The sequence below is a fragment of the Cupriavidus sp. 01L43 genome (assembly GCF_056399925.1).
Genome location: NZ_JBFTSH010000012.1, coordinates 143,008 through 159,112, shown reverse-complemented (window position 1 = coordinate 159,112; position 16,105 = coordinate 143,008). Strand labels below are relative to the sequence as shown.

Genomic DNA, 16,105 nt, shown 5'->3' with positions numbered 1-16,105 from the left:
TTTCGTCAACAGGTCAGCGAAGTTTTTTTCGCTGCGGTCAGCGCTGTAAAACTCCTCAGCCCGACCACCCCATCAACCCCACAACCCTTGTCGCTGCTGCGTTTGCAGCGCGGTTTGTGTTGCGAGGGGACGAATAGTAGGCGACTGATGGCAGGCTGGCAAGCGATTTCGCAAAATAATTCTCAAGTTCATCTCAGGTGCCGTTTAGAGCACAAAACGAGGAAACCATGACCATCCGTATCGTGAGATTAGGATCGCCGCGCGCCGAGGATGAGGGGCTGCGCATGGGCACGGTGCGACGGCCGCCGCGCGGGGTGCCAAAGGCTGAGTTCGCCAGCCGTGACTATTACGATGTCTGGTACCCGGCGCTTGCACCATCCACGGACCTCGTCGCGCAGGCCCAGGCCGCCACGGACGGCAAGGCGTGGCGTGCCTTCGAGAAGAAGTACCGTGCCGAGATGGCCGAGCCCGATGCCAGCCGCACGCTAGATCTCCTTGCAGCCTTGTCCCATCAGACGAACTTCTCGCTCGGTTGCTATTGCGAGGACGAATCTCACTGTCACCGCAGCATCCTGCGCGACCTGCTGGCCAAGCGCGGCGCCGACCTGGCGTAATCCGCACGATATGATGCGAAGCTTCGCCGCCTCCTTATTAGTAAGCAGGCAAGGCGAAGCTTCTCACTGGCCTCTCATACGTCGATGGCACTGAACCTCGTCTGGCTTGGATTCTTCCTGATTTCCTTCCTGGCCGCCTGCGTGCGGCTGGCTCACGGCGACACGGCGGTCTTCCCGGCCATGCTCGCCAGCCTGTTTGACAACGCGCGCACCGCTTTCGAGATTTCTCTTGGGCTGGCCGGCGTCATGTGCCTCTGGATTGGCATCATGCGGATTGGCGAGCGGGCCGGCGTGGTCGATCTCTTCGCCCGGGCTATGAACCCATTGCTGCGTCACTTCTTCCCCGGCGTGCCGCAGGGCCACCCGGCACAGGGCGCGATGATGATGAATGTGTCCGCCAATCTGCTCGGCCTGGACAACGCCGCCACCCCGCTCGGGCTCAACGCCATGCGCGAGCTGCAGACGCTGAATCCCAAGCCGGACACCGCCAGCAACGCCCAGATCATGTTCATCGTCCTGAACACGGCCGGGCTGACGTTGATTCCCACGTCGGTCATCGCCATCCGTCAGGCGATGGCTGTCAAGCAGGGGCTCACCGGCTTCAATGCGGCCGATATTTTCCTGCCGACGCTGCTCGCCACCGGCGTCTCCTGCCTGGCCGGGCTGCTGGCCGTGGCCTGGGTGCAGCGACTGAACCTGCTCAAACCCGCCGTGCTGGCCGCGTTCGCGATCACGGCGGCGGCTGTCGGGGGGCTGTTCGTCTGGCTGCGGCAGGCGCCGCCGGATCAGGTGAGCCAGTTGGCCGCGCTCGCCGGCAGCGCGTTCATCCTGTCGCTGATCACCCTGTTCCTGGTTTGCGGCGCGGTGCGGCGGGTCAATGTCTACGACGCCTTTATCGATGGCGCCAAGGAAGGCTTCGGCGTCGCGGTGCAGATCATTCCTTATCTTGTGGCGATCCTCGTGGCGATCGGACTGTTCCGCGCCTCGGGGTGCATGGACGTGCTCATGCAGGGCCTGTCGGCCGGATTCGGGTGGCTGGGACTCAACACCGACTTCGTTCCCGCGCTGCCAGTCGGCCTGATGAAGATCCTGTCCGGCGCCGGCGCGCGCGGGCTGATGGTCGATGTGATGAGCACTTACGGCGTCGACTCCTTCCAGGGCCGACTCGCGGCGATCATCCAGGGTTCGACCGAGACCACTTTCTACGTGATGGCCGTCTATTTCGGCAGTGTCAATGTGCGCAATACCCGCCACGCATTGGGCTGTGCGCTGTTCGCCGATGTGGTCGGCATGACCGCCGCCGTGTGGATCGCCTACCTCTTTCGATAGCGCTGTTGTCCCAATGCAACGTGATTGTGCGCTTTTGAAGTCATTCTCGAACGCGGGACTTGGTGCGTCGCAACAACCTGTGTATAGTGAAGTCTGTCTCCTCCACCACCTCGGTGGATTCCAACCCGCGCATCACTTGCGCGGGTTTTTTTTGCCCAAAATCTGTGGAATCCTCAGATCGATAGGCGGTTTTTGATCGGTCTACATCACGAATGTGACATCTGCACCGGTCAGCGTCGCTTTTCCCCGTCGTGGTGCAAGCGCGCACAGTTGCCGCGCAAATCGCAGAAAACCCACACCTTTGTTGCGATGCACCAATCAGCATCGTAGAGTGGCATCAGCAATAACCCTGACACCCCGCCGCTCTCCTAATTTGCCTGCGATGCCTACCGCTGCGCGCCTTCTCCGATACTGGCCCGATACCGCCTACCTGCGGCGTGGCATCGTCTACGCCTTGTCTTTCCTGGCGCTGGCCGGTACCGGCTGGCTGACTGGCGAACACGGTTATCTCTGGTCGGCAACGGCATCGATCTGGACCTGCCTGGCTGACCGCCAAGGCACGGCGGCCGCCCGCATGCGTGCGCTGGGCACCGTGGGCATCGGCGGCGCGCTGGCCAGCGCACTGGGCGCGAGCCTTTCGGGGTCGTCGCTGCTGGCACTGCTCGTGGTGCTAGCCGCAGGGCTGGTGGCCGGTTTGGTCGAGCTACGCGGCCCCGCAGCCGCTTTGTGCTTCAAGCTGCTCTATGTGGTGCTCATCGCCGCCTGCCTGCAGCCGGCCGGAGGTTTGCCGATCGCCACCTACGCGTGGACGAGCAGCGTCGACTACCTGCTAGGCGGCGTCTTTGCCTGCCTGGTTTGCCTGCTGTTGATTCCCTCCCAGCGCGACACCCGGCCGCGGACGGAGGTAGTCGCCGTCTACGACGCCCTGCTGCGCTTTGCCGATTTCCTGGCGACTACCGCGCCCGCCCACGACAGCACGCCACATAAGCAGGAAATCCGCCTTCGTATCGAAGCGGCGCGCGCCGCCGTGACCGCCCGGCGTGGCCTGCGAGACCCGCTGGGATTGCTCCACTACGCCTACGCCGTGGCGGTGGCCGACGCCATCTTCGCCCTGCTGATCGTCGCTGGCGAACTGCGCGAGCGCGCCGGCGACACCCACGGCCTGCCGCTGGCCTATGCCGCGCGCTGCCTCGCCGATACGCAGGAGCAGGTTCGCCAGGCCCTCGCCCGTCATGCCCCGGACCTGCCGGCACTGAGCGCGATGCTGACCCGCGACCTGCGTGGCCTCGTGGCGCAGCGCCCCAATGCCTCCGCGCCGCCCCCTTACCAATCCGCCCTGGCCGCGCTGGCCCAGCACCCCGGTTTCGATCGATGGCGCGAGCGCTTCGTCTGGCCGAATACCGGCGTCACGGCCATGCTCGACCGCCTGGCGCATACGCTGGCCGACCTCGCCGCGCGCGATGCCCGGGTGTCGCGCCACGCGCTCCGGCTGGCGCTGGCGGGCGGGCTGAGCCTGTTGCCGTCGCAGATCTGGCAGGTCCATCACAGCTACTGGGTGGCCGTCACCGTGATCATGGTGCTGAGCCCGCGCCTGCAAACCACGCGGCAGATCTCGTTTCTGCGCTTTGCCGGTTCGCTGGGCGGTGCGCTGCTGGCCTGCGGCATCAGCCTGATGCACCCCACGCCGACGCTGGCGCTCGGCATCAGCGCGGTATTCCTCGCCGCCGCCTATGCGACGCGGCTGGCCGGCAATGCCGGCGCGTTCGCGTTCTGCCTGACGCCAGCGGTCATCCTGTTCTCCTGGCTCGGCGAGCCCGCCGCCAGCAGCAGCCACGTGGCGGCGTTGCGGGGTGCCGATACGGCCATCGGCTGCCTGATCGCGCTGGCCAGCTATGTGGTGCTGGCGCCACGTGCGGAGTTGTCGCGCGCGTTCCGCCACAGCCTGGATGCGCTCGCGGTCAACGCGGTCTACCTCCGCGCCTCGATCAGCGCGGCGCGCGCGCTGTCGGCGGCGCCAGCCCGGCTCGAGGCGCTGCGCGTGGCTGCCGGCCGCGCCTCCACCCGTGCCGAGGACACGCTCGCCCAATGTGCGGCCGAACTGGATCCGGCGCTGGCGGTCACTCATCGCACCCTGCATGCCACAGCGCGGCGAATGGCCGCACTGGCGGGGCTGCTGCGTGCCGGCACCGAATCGGGGGAGATCTACACGAAGCCCGTGCCGGCCGTGCAGGCGCTGCTTGGCGATCTGGAGGCCCGACTGGCCGAGGTGGCCGTCCGACCGGGTCACACCGGCGTGACGGCAGCGGTGGCGCCGGCCCGGCTGGCACCGCTAACGCCCGCCGATCCGCCCTTTGACCGATTTCTGGCGGAACAGGCTGGCTACGCGGACAACCATATCGATGCCGCGCATCACACGGTCGCCAGGCTGCGCACCCTGGTGGCGGAACAGGCGCTGGCGACGCGCTCGCGCTTGCGCGGGGTCAAGGCGGGATGAGATAGCCCGGCATTTCGGCGTTCGGGCAGGCGCTCGCAACTATCCTAGAATGATTGGATATCCGCCGTTTCCCCGTTCCCGACAAGTACGAGGTGCGCCATGGCTCAAATCTCCTTCCCGACCAGCGTTCCGTCTTACTGCGCCGCCAGTCTGACGCTATCGTGCCCCGCTACGGTCAATGGCAATTCATCGCAGTATTCCGTGACCGCCGAGGCGCTCGAGAACCATTGTGGCGCCCAGTCGCCGCGCGAAGACGACCTGCGCGCCGCGTTCACGAGTCACCGCCAGCGCATTGAGCATCTGGCGGAAACCCTGTTCGAGCTGACCAAGGCGCGCGAGATCGTCCTGCGCAGCGGGCATTTCCGCTTCGCGGACTGATCGATCAGCCTTCGGCCGCCTGCCCGCGTACCAGCAGCACCGGCATCGTCGCCTGACGGATCACCGCCTCGGCCACGCTGCCGAGCACGATACGCCGCACGCCGCGCCGGCCGTGGGTGCCGATGACCAGCAGGTCCCCGCCCCACTCGCGCGCGGCTTCATTGATCGATCCGGCGATGTCGCCGGCCACGGCAGGCTCCGTCACCAGTTTCGTCTCGAACGTCGCACCGGCGTCGCCCAGCAGCTTGCCGGCCGCCTCCAGCGCGCGTTTGCCGCTGTCCGCGAAGGCGCGCTCGATCTGCGTGGGGTCGTAGTAGCCCGCGTCGAACAGCATCACGCCGTTGTCCACCACATAGAGCGCCAGGATCGTCGAGCCGCCGCCGGCCACCCGCAGGGCCTCGCGCAGGGCCAGGTCGGACGTGCTGCTGCCATCCACCGCCACCACGATCCGGTTGTAAGCCGTGCTAGTCATTGCCTTGTCCTCCGGTAAGAAGAGAGAAGCGCCGCAGCCGTGCCGCGACCGCTACATCCGATACTACACGTGGCGCCAAACCCACGTGATGAGCCGATTCTGAAAATGGGATAGGCGGATCACCCATCACGCGCACCCATCCATACACCATTAAATTGACCGACCGGTCGGTTTATATATATAGTGAGCAGACCCGCCACCGCCGTCCAGCCTCGACAAGAACAACCACCGCGCGGCCATCATCAGAAGGAGACGTTATGTACACGCAGAGTCTCGACCTGCCCGGCCAGCCTGCCCAGCCCACTGCCGCGCCGCTCGGCGGGCCGCAGGATGCTGGCCTCGCCGCGCGCCAGGCCGCGTTCGACGCGCGCATGGCGGAAGACGGCAAGATCGAGCCGATGGACTGGATGCCCGACGCCTACCGCAAGACCCTGGTGCGCCAGATCTCGCAGCACGCGCATTCGGAGATCGTCGGCATGCTGCCGGAGGGCAACTGGATCAGCCGCGCGCCGTCGCTCAAGCGCAAGGCCATCCTGCTGGCGAAGGTGCAGGACGAAGGCGGCCACGGCCTCTATCTATATAGCGCGGCCGAAACGCTCAATGCCTCGCGCGATGATCTGGTCGATGCCCTGCACACCGGCCGCGCCAAGTATTCGTCGATCTTCAACTACCCGACGCTGACCTGGGCGGACGTCGGCGTGATCGGCTGGCTGGTCGATGGCGCGGCGATCATGAACCAGATTCCGCTGTGCCGCTGCTCGTACGGCCCGTACGCGCGCGCGATGATCCGCATCTGCAAGGAGGAGTCGTTTCACCAGCGCCAGGGTTTCGACGCCCTGCTGGCCATGATGCGCGGCACCGATGCCCAGCGCGAGATGGTCCAGGACGCGGTGAACCGCTGGTGGTTCCCGGTGCTGATGATGTTCGGCCCGCCGGACGCCGCCTCCACCAACAGCGGCCAGACCATGGCCTGGGGCATCAAGCGGATCTCGAACGACGACCTGCGCCAGAAATTTGTCGATGCCACCGTCGAGCAGGCCAAGGTGCTGGGCGTGACGCTGCCCGACCCCGGCCTGAAATGGAATGCCGAGCGCGGCCACCACGACTACAGCCCGCTCGACTGGGACGAATTCTGGCGCGTGATCAATGGCGACGGCCCCTGCAACAAGGAGCGGCTGGCCACGCGCGTGAAGGCGCACGAAGACGGCGCCTGGGTGCGCGAAGCCGCGCTGGCCCACGCCCGCCGCCGCGCCGAACGACCGCAGCGCGAAGCCGCCTGACCGCCGCCCAAGGAGACAGACATGGCGCAATCGACACCTGAGACGCACCCGAGCAAGAAGGAATGGCCGCTGTGGGAAGTGTTCGTCCGCAGCAAGCAGGGCCTGGAGCACAAGCATTGCGGCAGCCTCCACGCCGCAGACGCCGAGCAGGCGCTGCACATGGCTCGCGATGTCTACACGCGCCGGCAGGAAGGCGTGTCGATCTGGGTGGTGCCCTCGTCCGCCATCACGGCCAGCGCGCCGGCGGAGAAGGCCGAGCTGTTCGATCCGGCCGCCGACAAGATCTACCGGCACCCGACGTTCTACCAGCTCCCCGACGAAGTCAACCATATGTAAGGCCGGCACCATGATGCAGACCCTCGTCGGCGACGATCGCGCCCTCAACAGCTCCCACGACCTCGCCCGCACCGCGCCGCTGCAGTACGTGCTGCGGCTGGCCGACAACGCGCTGATCCTGGGCCAGCGCAACGCCGAATGGTGCGGCCATGGCCCGGCGCTGGAAGAAGACATCGCGCTGGCCAACATCAGCCTGGACCTGATCGGCCAGGCGCGGCTGCTCTACGCCCATGCCGGCGAACTCGAAGGCCGGCTCACCGGCCGCGCGCGCCAGGAGGACGAGTACGCGTACTGGCGCGAGGAACGCGAGTTCCGCAACTGGACGCTGCTGGAGCTGCCGCACACCGGCCCGCTGGCCGGCACGGCCCGGACCGAGCGCGACTACGCGGTCACCATCATGAGAAATTTCCTATACGGGGCGCTGATGGCCGCACTCTGGCCCGCGCTGGAGACCAGCCAGGACGCGGGGCTGGCCGCCATCGCCGCCAAATCGGCCAAGGAGGCGCGCTACCACCTGCAGCATGCGGCGGGATGGGTGGTGCGGCTGGGCGACGGTACCGATGCGTCCCACGTCCGCATGCAGCGCGCGCTGGACCACCTGCTGCCCTATATGAATGAGTGCTTCGCGCCCGATCCAGTCGAACAGGCCGCCGCCGACCAGGGCGTGGCCGTGCCGACGGCAAGCCTGCGCGACGCCTGGGAGGCCATCGTCCACGCCACCCTGGAGGACGCCACGCTGCGCCTGCCGGCGCCCTCGGCGTTCGTCTCCACGGGCAAGCTCGGCGTGCATTCGGAACACATGAGCTACCTGCTGGCCGAAATGCAGGGGCTGGCACGCGCCCACCCCGGCGCGCAGTGGTAGGCGGGGGTCCGGTCATGCGGATGGCGTCGACTGTCACCTCCCCCTTCGCACCGGCCTTCCCCGTCGCCACCGCGACCGGCCCGCGCTCGGCCGACGAACGCCTCGCGGCCGCCTGGGCCGCGCTGGAGGCCGTGCCGGACCCCGAAATCCCGGTCGTGTCGATCCGCGATCTCGGCATTTTGCGAGACGTACGGCTGGCCGACGATGGCGCGACGCTGGAGGCGGTTATCACGCCGACCTACTCCGGCTGCCCGGCCATGTCCCAGATCGAGGAAGACGTGGGCCACGCGCTCGAAGCCGCCGGACTGGCGCCGTGGCGTGTGCGCACAGTGCTGGCGCCGGCCTGGACCACTGACTGGATCACCGAGGCCGGCCGCGCCAGCCTGCGCGCGTACGGCATCGCCCCGCCGGGGCGTTGCGGATCGCAAGACAGCGAGATCGGCGCGAGCGCGACGGTCAGGCCGCTGCGCTTTGTCCCACGCGCCCTACCCCACGCAACCCCGGCCATCGCCTGCCCCCATTGCGGCAGCACGCACACCGAGGAGCTATCGCGCTTCGCCTCCACGGCGTGCAAGGCGCTCCACCGTTGCCTGGACTGCCGCGAGCCGTTCGACTACTTCAAGCCGTATTAAGTCCAGAAAGCCAGAGGCAGACACGCGATGACCCCACAGTTCCACCCGCTGCGCGTGGCGCAGGTACGCCCGGAAACGTCCGACACGGTGTCGATCGCCTTCGAGGTGCCCGAGCCGCTGCGCGACGCCTATCGCTTCACGCAGGGCCAGTTCCTCACGCTGAAGGCTCCCGTCGACGGCAAGGACGTGCGTCGCTCCTATTCGATCTGTTGCGGGGTGCAGGACTACGACGAGCGCGGCGAACTGCGCGTGGCCGTGAAGCTGGTGGACGACGGCCTGTTCTCCACCTGGCTGCACGACACCGTGGCGCCCGGGCAGGTCTTCGAGGTGATGACGCCCGATGGCCGCTTCCACGTGCCGCTGGACACCGCCGCCGCGCGCCACTACGTGGCCTTTGCCGCCGGCAGCGGCATCACGCCGGTGCTGTCGCTGATCCGTACCACGCTGGCGCGCGAGCCGCGCAGCCGCTTCACGCTGGTCTACGGCAACCGTAGCGTGGACAGCATCATCTTCTCCGAGGCGCTGGAAGACCTGAAGAACCAGTATCTGTCCCGTTTCACGCTCTACCACGTGCTGTCCCGCCAGCCACAGGAGGTGGACCTGCTGCACGGCCGGCTCGACCGCGCCCGGGTGGCCGCCTTCCTGGAAACGCTGATTCCCGTCGACGATATCGACGCCGCCTTTGTCTGCGGCCCGGCCTCGATGATCGACGAAGTGGAGGTGGCGCTGAAGGAAGCGGGCCTGGATCCGCACCAGATCCACGCCGAACGCTTTGGCGTGCCGCTGGCGTCCGCGCCTCGTAAAACGTCGACGGAACACCACGCGAGCCACGCCGGCACCGCCGAACTGGTGGTCGTGCTGGACGGCAAGCAGCACAAGATGCGCCTGCCGCTGGAGGACGCCAATGTGCTGGACACCGCGCTGGCAGCCGGTCTGGACCTGCCCTACGCCTGCAAGGGCGGGGTCTGCTGCACCTGCCGCGCCAAGGTGCTCGAAGGCAAGGTCGAGATGGAGAAGAACTACACGCTGGAGCCGTGGGAGATGGAAAAAGGGTTCGTGCTCACCTGCCAGGCGCGCGCGCTCACGCCCCGGGTGGTGGTCAGCTACGACGAACGCTAGTTGTTGCTGGTGGCACGACTGTTGCCGTGATTACAATGGCGGGACACGCTCCATGCGTCGCATCGTCCGCCACAGGGCCGTTCGCCAACGGCGGGACCGATGGCGGCCGGGGTTCCGCCGGGACACGTCGCACCCTATACAATCACGGTCATGCAATATATCCATGTCGTCAACGGCGATGTTGCGGGCAACACGCTGCGCCAGGCCCTGGCCCAGGCGGCCCGTCCCGATCCGGTGGTCGTCCTGCGCGACGACCTGGCCGTCGGCCCCATCGCGGATGTGGACAGCACCGGCCTGATCCGCTCCGGCTTCTGGCAGCGGGTGGCGCCCCATACCGATATCGACTTCGCGGCCGAGATGCGCCAGGCGCTGGACCAGCTCCAGGCGCTACGCCGCGACGACCTGGAGGTCGCCATCTGGCACGGCCAGAGCGCCTCCGACCAGCTCATGCTGCGCCGGGTGGTCTTCCACCTGTACCAGGCGCCCCAGCGGATCAATGAAGTGTCGATGGACCTGCGCGAACTGGAGGTACCCGCCCAGGGCAACCTCGCCGCCATCGGCATGTACCCGGCCGCGCGGCTGGCGCGGCGGTTCTCGACCATCGCGCCGGTCTCGGTGCTGCGGCTGGGCCGGCTGGGCTACGAGTGGCAGCAGAACGTGAAGGAGAACGCCGACGTGCGGCTCTGGAAGGGCAATACGCTCGTGCCGGCCGCCTACCATAACGTCGACGACGTGATCCTGGAGCGCGCGCCCGAGGACTGGAAGCCGGCCGCCGAGGTGGTCGCCAGCGTCATGGGCGCCATCGAGGGCCTGCTGGCGAGCGACTGGTTCGTGTTCTGGCGCTGCCGGGAGCTCATCAGCACCGGGCAGCTCATGCTGCGCGGCAACGCCGATTCGCTCCAGACCTGCGAACTGCGCCGCAACCCCCTCAGCGCGAGCGCGGAATAAGCGGCCCATGGCAAGAACCAAGGCGCCCGATTTCGAGGCACAACGCGAGCAGATCCTGGACCTGGCCGCCGCCGCCTTCGCGGCCAGCAGCTACCCGAGCACGTCGATGGCCGACCYCGCGGCGGCCTGCGGCACGTCCAAGGCGCGGCTCTATCACTATTACGAGAGCAAGGAAGCGATCCTGTTCGACCTGCTGGACCGCTACACGCGCCAGCTGATGCTGATCGTCACCCAGGTGGAAGCCGAGAGCGAGCGTCAGGGCCGTACCGACGCCGAGAGTTTCGGCGATCTGCTGCGCGCCTTCCTCGCCGAATACGAAACGTCTCAAACTCGGCACATCGCGCTGATCAACGACGTCAAGTTCCTGGCCGACGAACAGCGCGACCTGATCCTGAAGCGCGAGCGCGACGTGGTAGCGGCCTTCTCCCGCAAGCTGCGGCTGGCCTACCCGGCGCGCGTCACGCGCGAGAACCAGACCGCGCTGGCGATGACCGTGTTCGGCATGATCAACTGGACCTTCACCTGGCTCAAGCCGGGCGGCAAGCTGTCTTACGGCCAGTTCGCCGAGATGGTCGTGGACCTGCTCGACAACGGCCTGGCCAATGGGCTGGCCGACGGGCTGGCACGCAGCGCGCCGGCCCAGCCCTGAATCAGGACCACTCCGCGTCTTCCTGCTTCTGCCGCTGTTCGCGGTCCTGGCGGAACATTTCCTCGAGTTCGTCGCGCGCCTGCCGCGCCAGCGATACCAGCTTGGTCTGGTCGCGGTAGTGCGGGTAGAAACGGTCGATCGCCTGGATATTGTGACGCCGGAAGCGCAAGGCCACGCTGCGCGCGTCGGCCGGATCGATGCCCAGCCCCTCCAGCACGCGGCGGCCCATCATCAGCGAACCCTCGAACATCTCCCGCTCGAAGATCTCCACGCCGCGGTCCTTGAGCTGGTACACGTGCGAGACGTGGCGCGCCCGCGCGTAGATCTTCAGGTGCGGGAAGCGCGCTCGCACGCGGTCGATCAGCGCCAGGCTGTCTTCCATGCCCTCGATGGCCACCACGAGGATCTGGGCCGTGCCGGCGCCGGCCGCCTCGAGCAGGTCCACGCGGGTGGCGTCGCCATAGAACACCTTGAAGCCGAAGCCCTTGAGGAACTCGATCTGGTCCGGGTCGTGGTCGAGAATCGTCGCCGTAATGCCCTGCGAGTACAGCAGGCGGCCGACGATCTGGCCGAAGCGCCCGAAGCCGGCAATCAGCACCGGGTTGTGCTGCGGCGGGATCGCGTCGTCCTTACGGCGCGACAGCGCATGCAGGCGCGGCGCGATCAGGCGGTCGAAGACCAGCAGCAGCAACGGCGTGGCCACCATCGACAAGGCCACGACCAGCACCAGCAGCGCCTCCATATGCGGCGGCAGCAGACCCGCGTGGGCGGCCACGCCGAACACCACGAACGCGAACTCGCCGCCTTGCGAGATCAGCAGCCCGAACAGCAGCCACTGGCCGCGCGAGATGCCGAAACGGCGCGCCAGCAGCGCCAGAATCAGCGTCTTGACCGCGACGAAGCCCAGCACGAGGCCCAGCACCTGCCCCGGGGACTCGCTGAGCACGCCGAAGTCGATCGACATGCCCACTGCCATGAAGAACAGCCCCAGCAGCAGGCCCTTGAACGGCTCGATGTCGGCCTCGAGCGCATGGCGGTACTCCGAATCCGCCAGCAGCACGCCGGCCACGAAGGTGCCGAGTGCCATGGAAACGCCCACCGCATCCATCATCAGCGCGATGCCAACCACCAGCAGCAGCGCGAACGCGGTGAACATCTCGCGCATGTCCGTGCGGGCGATGAAGCGCAGCACCGGGCGCACCAGGTAGCGGCCCACCACCACCAGCAGCGCCATCACGGCCACCGCCTTGCCGGCGGTCTGCCAGGCTGGCGGGCCATGCGGTACCGCGCCGACGGCATCGGCGGCCAGCAGCGGCAGCAAGGCGATCATCGGGATCGCGGCGATATCCTGGAATAGCAGAATGCCGAAGCTTGCCGCGCCAGCCGGGGTGCCCATCAGGTTCCGCTCGGCCAGCGTGGCGAACGCGATGGCCGTGGAAGACAGCGCCAGGCCAAGCCCCGCCACCAGCGCCACCTGCCACGGCGCGCCCAGCAGCGCGGCCAGGATGCCCAGCACCACGGCACAGACCGCGAGCTGCGTCGTCCCGTAGCCGAAAATCGATTTCTTGAGGTTCTTGAGCTTGCGCGGCTCCAGTTCCAGGCCGATGACGAACATCATCATCACGACGCCGAACTCCGAGAAATGGAGGATCGACTCGACATTGGTGACCAGCCGCAGCGCGAACGGGCCGATGGCCGCGCCGGCGATCAGGTAGCCGAGCACCGCGCCGAGGCCAAGCCGCCGCGCCAGTGGCACCGCCACCACGGCCGCCACCAGGAACACCAGCAGCGCGATCAGGAAGTCATGCTGGTTCATGGCGCGTCCTCCGGCTCCTCGGACGGCACTTCATCGGCCGAGGCCACCTCGGGCGGTACCGGCTCGGGCGGCGCCAGATGCCGGGCCACATGCTCGACATGCAGCGCGATGGCCTCCGGATCGGCGTTGTTGGCATCGTGCAGCACCACCGGCGGCAGCCAGGTCATGCCGCATAGCACGGCGGTCTGCTCGAGCGGCAGCAGGAAATCGGCAATCGGATGGCCGTGGGAGCCGTCCGGCCCGTAGGCATCGGCGTGGCCGCCCGTGCTGACCACCACCAGCATCGACTTGCCGCGCAGCGCCGTGCCGCCTGGCCCGTAGGCCCAGCCGGGCTCGAGCACTTCGTCGATCCAGAGCTTCAGCAGCGCGGGCACGCTGTACCAGCGGACCGGGAATTGCAGGACGACCGTCTCGCTGGTGGAAAGCAGCCGCTGCTCGGCCACGACGTCGATGTCGTAATCCACATAAAGCCGGTAAAGCTCGCGCACGGCCACGTGCGGCAGGGCGGCCAGCGCGTCGGCGAGCGGACGGTTGACGCGGGAACGGCGGGGCGCGGGATGCGCATAGATCACAACGATGGGGGGCTCGTGCATGGAGGGTGGCAAGGCGAAGATTCCGGTTAGCGTCTGATCACCACAGACCGCTGGAAGTGTGCGGCGTTGCAGCAAATCCACACCGTCACCCATATGACGTTGTGGCCTCTCCGGCAACCGCTTGATTTTACGGGATTTTCTTGGCCGTCACAGTCTGATGCAATTTCCTGCGCCGACCATTGCGCCCGAAAGCTTACGCGACCCTGACAAATCCACTACAATACTTTTCGCATTGCAGCAACCTAGTGTTTGCCCCGAGATACGCCGAAAGTGGCTGGGCATTCACTGTGTGGGTGCTATTTTCATACTGATCGCAGCAAGAGGAAACCAAAGTGAACCCGCTCGAACTGAGCAAGGCCGTCGGTGCCGTAACCGATGAAGATCTTCGCCGTGCCGCCGAGGCCAGTGCCGCCAGCCGCTCCGGACATCGCCCCACCGTTCTGGTGCGGGAGTTGGCCGCGCATCACCGCTCGCGCCTGCTCAAGCATTTTCTCGCCCTGGGCGAGGAAGATCGCCTGCTCCGTTTTGGCCAGTCCGTTGGCGACCATGTGATCGAAGGCTACGTCGACAGCATCGACTTCGACCACGACACCGTGTTCGGCGTCTATGACGAAGACCTCGTGCTGATCGGCGTGGGCCACTTTGCCAACCTGCGCGACAACGCCCAGGGCCGCGTGGCCGAGTTCGGCGTGTCGGTGTCGCAGAGCGCGCGGGGCCGGGGCATCGGCAGCGCGCTGTTCGAGCGTGCCGCAATGCATGGCCGCAATACCAATGTCCGCACGCTGTACATGCACTGCCTGTCGCGCAATGCAGCGATGATGCACATCGCCAAGAAGGCCGGCATGAAGGTGCAATACGCCTATGGCGAGGCCGACGCCTACCTGGAACTGCCGCCCGCCGACACTGTGAGCCGCCTGACCGAGGCGCTCGACGAACAGGTGGCCGACCTCGACTACATGGTCCGCCGCAACCTGCGCGACGCACGGCGCTTCGGCCTGCGCTTCTGGCGCTCGCTGCTGCCGCAGAAGCACGTGATCTGACGGCTCGGCCCGTTATCGCACGAATCGCAAGACGAATCGACGCACCCTGGTGGTGCGTCGATTGCGTTTACGAGCCGATTTCGTCGATCAGCCGCCGGCCACCGGCAGCGCCGTGGTGTCCTTGATCGACTCCAGCGCGAAGCTCGAACGAACATCGATCACCGACGGATGGGCCAGCAACTGCTCCTGCATAAAGCGGGCGAAGTGCTCCATATCCTGCACATAGACCTTGAGCAGCAGGTCCATCTCGCCGGTCATGGCGTGGCACGCGGCCACTTCGGGCCAGTTCTGGATGGCCGCGCGGAACAGGTCCAGCGGCGCCTTGCCCTTGGGCGTGCCGCCCTGCTTCTCCAGCCGCACATTGATATAGGCGAGCAGCCCCAGCCCGATCTTGTTGGGCTCGAGCAGCGCCGCGTACTGGCGGATCACCCCGATTTCCTCGAGGCGGCGGATCCGGCGCAGGCATGGGCTCGGCGACAGGTTCACGCGCTCGGCCACTTCCAGGTTGGTCAGCCTCCCGTTGGTCTGCAGGACCTCCAGAATCTTGCGGTCGATCTTGTCCAGCTCCACCTTGCTCACGTTTTGTTGCTCCGCAGTATATTTGTCGGCAATTTTTTTGCGCAAATTTAGCAAGTCAGGCACAACTACGCAATTTATTTGATGAGGAATCCGCCTGAACCGCCCTCGACGTGCGCCGGCGGTGCGCCCCGGAGAGGCAAGGATGGTGCCAACTTCGGCACTTTCCGAGGTACTGAGGCAAAAAAAAACGCGACCCGAAGGTCGCGCTTTCCAGCAGGGTGGCGAAGGCTTAGCCGCCGCTGCTCGACGGCACCGCCGGGGCCGAGGCGCCCGGACCGCGGCCAGGGCCGCCGTGGTGCTTCATGTGTTCGTCGCGCATCTTCTTCATGCTCGACTCCACTTCGGCGGTAGTCACCTTGCCGTCGCGGCTGGCGTCGATCGTGTCGAAGCGGTTGGCCATGCGCGGGAACGCGGCCTTGAACTCGTCACGGGTCAGCGCGCCGTCGTTGTTCTTGTCCGCCGCCTTGAACTTGGCTTCGAACTCGGCCTTCATCTTGGCGCGATGCTCCTCCATCGATGCCTTGCGGTAGGCCGCCAGTTCCGACTTGTCGAGCTTGCCGTCCTTGTTGGTATCGATCTTGGCGAACATCGCGTCGGCCTCGGCCTTCGAGATGGCGCCGTCGCCGTCCGTATCGACCGACTTCAGCCACATGCCGCCATGGTGGCCGGGGCCGCCGTGGTGACGGCCCATGTCGCCTCGCGGGGCGCCTGCCGGGCCCTGGGCGGCCGGCGGGGTGGTCGGTGCCGGGGCCGGCGTGGTGGCCTGGGCGAAAGCGGCGCCCGCGACCACGACCATGGCCGAGGCGGCCGCCAGCTTCTTCAGGATGTGCGTCGTGTGAGTCCGTTGCATGTCTGTGCTCCTTTTCGTCATGTTGGGCATGTACGGATTAGAACGCAGACGATCTCGCAAAGTTGGCACTTTTAATACGATGTTACGGGCCTCACAGAAAGGATGACTCGCGTA

The 16,105-nt window shown here is 66.7% G+C and carries 18 protein-coding genes; 13 read left to right on the top strand and 5 right to left on the bottom strand.

Annotated features, from left to right (window positions below):
• From AC1DP9_RS19745 to AC1DP9_RS19725, 5 genes are all read left to right on the top strand, one after another.
• The coding region (locus tag AC1DP9_RS19745; RefSeq protein WP_477108276.1) for a hypothetical protein at positions 1 to 231 on the top strand (231 nt) is incomplete at its 5' end.
• The gene (locus AC1DP9_RS19740; RefSeq protein ID WP_477108275.1) at positions 228 to 614 is read left to right on the top strand and encodes a DUF488 domain-containing protein; all 387 of its coding nucleotides are present in this window, start codon (positions 228 to 230) and stop codon (positions 612 to 614) included. The genes AC1DP9_RS19745 and AC1DP9_RS19740, both read left to right, overlap by 4 nt.
• Positions 615 to 698: 84 nt before the next feature.
• Positions 699 to 1,943, top strand: coding sequence for a nucleoside recognition domain-containing protein (locus tag AC1DP9_RS19735; RefSeq protein WP_454757388.1), 1,245 nt, complete (start codon positions 699 to 701; stop codon positions 1,941 to 1,943).
• Positions 1,944 to 2,325: 382 nt separating this feature from the next.
• On the top strand, positions 2,326 to 4,437 hold the full coding sequence (locus AC1DP9_RS19730) for an FUSC family protein (RefSeq protein WP_477108274.1): 2,112 nt from the start codon (positions 2,326 to 2,328) through the stop codon (positions 4,435 to 4,437).
• A gap of 99 nt (positions 4,438 to 4,536) precedes the next feature.
• Entirely contained in the window at positions 4,537 to 4,815 is a 279-nt protein-coding gene (locus tag AC1DP9_RS19725) for a DUF1488 family protein (protein WP_092300000.1), read from the top strand.
• A gap of 4 nt (positions 4,816 to 4,819) precedes the next feature.
• Here AC1DP9_RS19725 and AC1DP9_RS19720 read toward each other — a convergent pair whose 3' ends face one another.
• A complete protein-coding gene (locus AC1DP9_RS19720) occupies positions 4,820 to 5,287 on the bottom strand; it encodes a universal stress protein (RefSeq protein ID WP_477108273.1) in 468 nt (155 codons plus the stop codon).
• Between the two features lie 257 nt (positions 5,288 to 5,544).
• Here AC1DP9_RS19720 and paaA point away from each other — a divergent pair, with 257 nt between their 5' ends.
• From paaA to AC1DP9_RS19685, 7 genes are all read left to right on the top strand, one after another.
• Positions 5,545 to 6,567 carry a 1,2-phenylacetyl-CoA epoxidase subunit PaaA gene (gene paaA / locus AC1DP9_RS19715; protein ID WP_477108272.1) on the top strand — a complete coding sequence of 341 codons (1,023 nt, stop codon included), beginning with the start codon at positions 5,545 to 5,547 and terminating at the stop codon, positions 6,565 to 6,567.
• Positions 6,568 to 6,588: 21 nt separating this feature from the next.
• On the top strand, positions 6,589 to 6,903 hold the full coding sequence (gene paaB / locus AC1DP9_RS19710; protein ID WP_092300010.1) for a 1,2-phenylacetyl-CoA epoxidase subunit PaaB: 315 nt from the start codon (positions 6,589 to 6,591) through the stop codon (positions 6,901 to 6,903).
• 13 nt (positions 6,904 to 6,916) lie between these two features.
• Complete coding sequence (gene paaC / locus AC1DP9_RS19705) at positions 6,917 to 7,765, top strand: 1,2-phenylacetyl-CoA epoxidase subunit PaaC (protein ID WP_477108279.1); 849 nt, start codon at positions 6,917 to 6,919, stop codon at positions 7,763 to 7,765.
• Positions 7,766 to 7,785: 20 nt separating this feature from the next.
• Positions 7,786 to 8,397 (top strand): 1,2-phenylacetyl-CoA epoxidase subunit PaaD, encoded by a 612-nt coding sequence (gene paaD, locus AC1DP9_RS19700; RefSeq protein WP_477108271.1) that lies wholly within the window; start codon positions 7,786 to 7,788, stop codon positions 8,395 to 8,397.
• A 27-nt stretch (positions 8,398 to 8,424) separates the two neighbouring features.
• Positions 8,425 to 9,516: a 1,2-phenylacetyl-CoA epoxidase subunit PaaE gene (paaE, locus tag AC1DP9_RS19695; RefSeq protein ID WP_477108270.1), complete on the top strand. Its 1,092-nt coding sequence runs from the start codon at positions 8,425 to 8,427 to the stop codon at positions 9,514 to 9,516.
• 150 nt (positions 9,517 to 9,666) lie between these two features.
• Positions 9,667 to 10,464: a DUF1835 domain-containing protein gene (locus AC1DP9_RS19690; RefSeq protein WP_092300022.1), complete on the top strand. Its 798-nt coding sequence runs from the start codon at positions 9,667 to 9,669 to the stop codon at positions 10,462 to 10,464.
• Between the two features lie 7 nt (positions 10,465 to 10,471).
• On the top strand, positions 10,472 to 11,113 hold the full coding sequence (locus tag AC1DP9_RS19685; protein ID WP_477108269.1) for a TetR/AcrR family transcriptional regulator: 642 nt from the start codon (positions 10,472 to 10,474) through the stop codon (positions 11,111 to 11,113).
• A gap of 1 nt (position 11,114) precedes the next feature.
• On the opposite strand, the gene kefC is transcribed toward AC1DP9_RS19685, so the two are convergent.
• Entirely contained in the window at positions 11,115 to 12,929 is a 1,815-nt protein-coding gene (gene kefC / locus AC1DP9_RS19680; RefSeq protein WP_092300028.1) for a glutathione-regulated potassium-efflux system protein KefC, read from the bottom strand.
• Positions 12,926 to 13,522 carry a glutathione-regulated potassium-efflux system oxidoreductase KefF gene (kefF, locus tag AC1DP9_RS19675; protein WP_477108268.1) on the bottom strand — a complete coding sequence of 199 codons (597 nt, stop codon included), beginning with the start codon at positions 13,520 to 13,522 and terminating at the stop codon, positions 12,926 to 12,928. The genes kefC and kefF overlap by 4 nt, the downstream gene beginning before the upstream one ends.
• 332 nt (positions 13,523 to 13,854) lie before the next feature.
• Between kefF and AC1DP9_RS19670 the strand changes: the two genes are divergently transcribed.
• Entirely contained in the window at positions 13,855 to 14,562 is a 708-nt protein-coding gene (locus AC1DP9_RS19670; RefSeq protein WP_092300030.1) for a GNAT family N-acetyltransferase, read from the top strand.
• An 87-nt stretch (positions 14,563 to 14,649) separates the two neighbouring features.
• On the opposite strand, the gene AC1DP9_RS19665 is transcribed toward AC1DP9_RS19670, so the two are convergent.
• Positions 14,650 to 15,141: an Lrp/AsnC family transcriptional regulator gene (locus tag AC1DP9_RS19665; protein ID WP_477108267.1), complete on the bottom strand. Its 492-nt coding sequence runs from the start codon at positions 15,139 to 15,141 to the stop codon at positions 14,650 to 14,652.
• A gap of 229 nt (positions 15,142 to 15,370) precedes the next feature.
• Positions 15,371 to 15,991: an EF-hand domain-containing protein gene (locus AC1DP9_RS19660; RefSeq protein WP_477108266.1), complete on the bottom strand. Its 621-nt coding sequence runs from the start codon at positions 15,989 to 15,991 to the stop codon at positions 15,371 to 15,373.
• Positions 15,992 to 16,105: the final 114 nt, after the last annotated feature.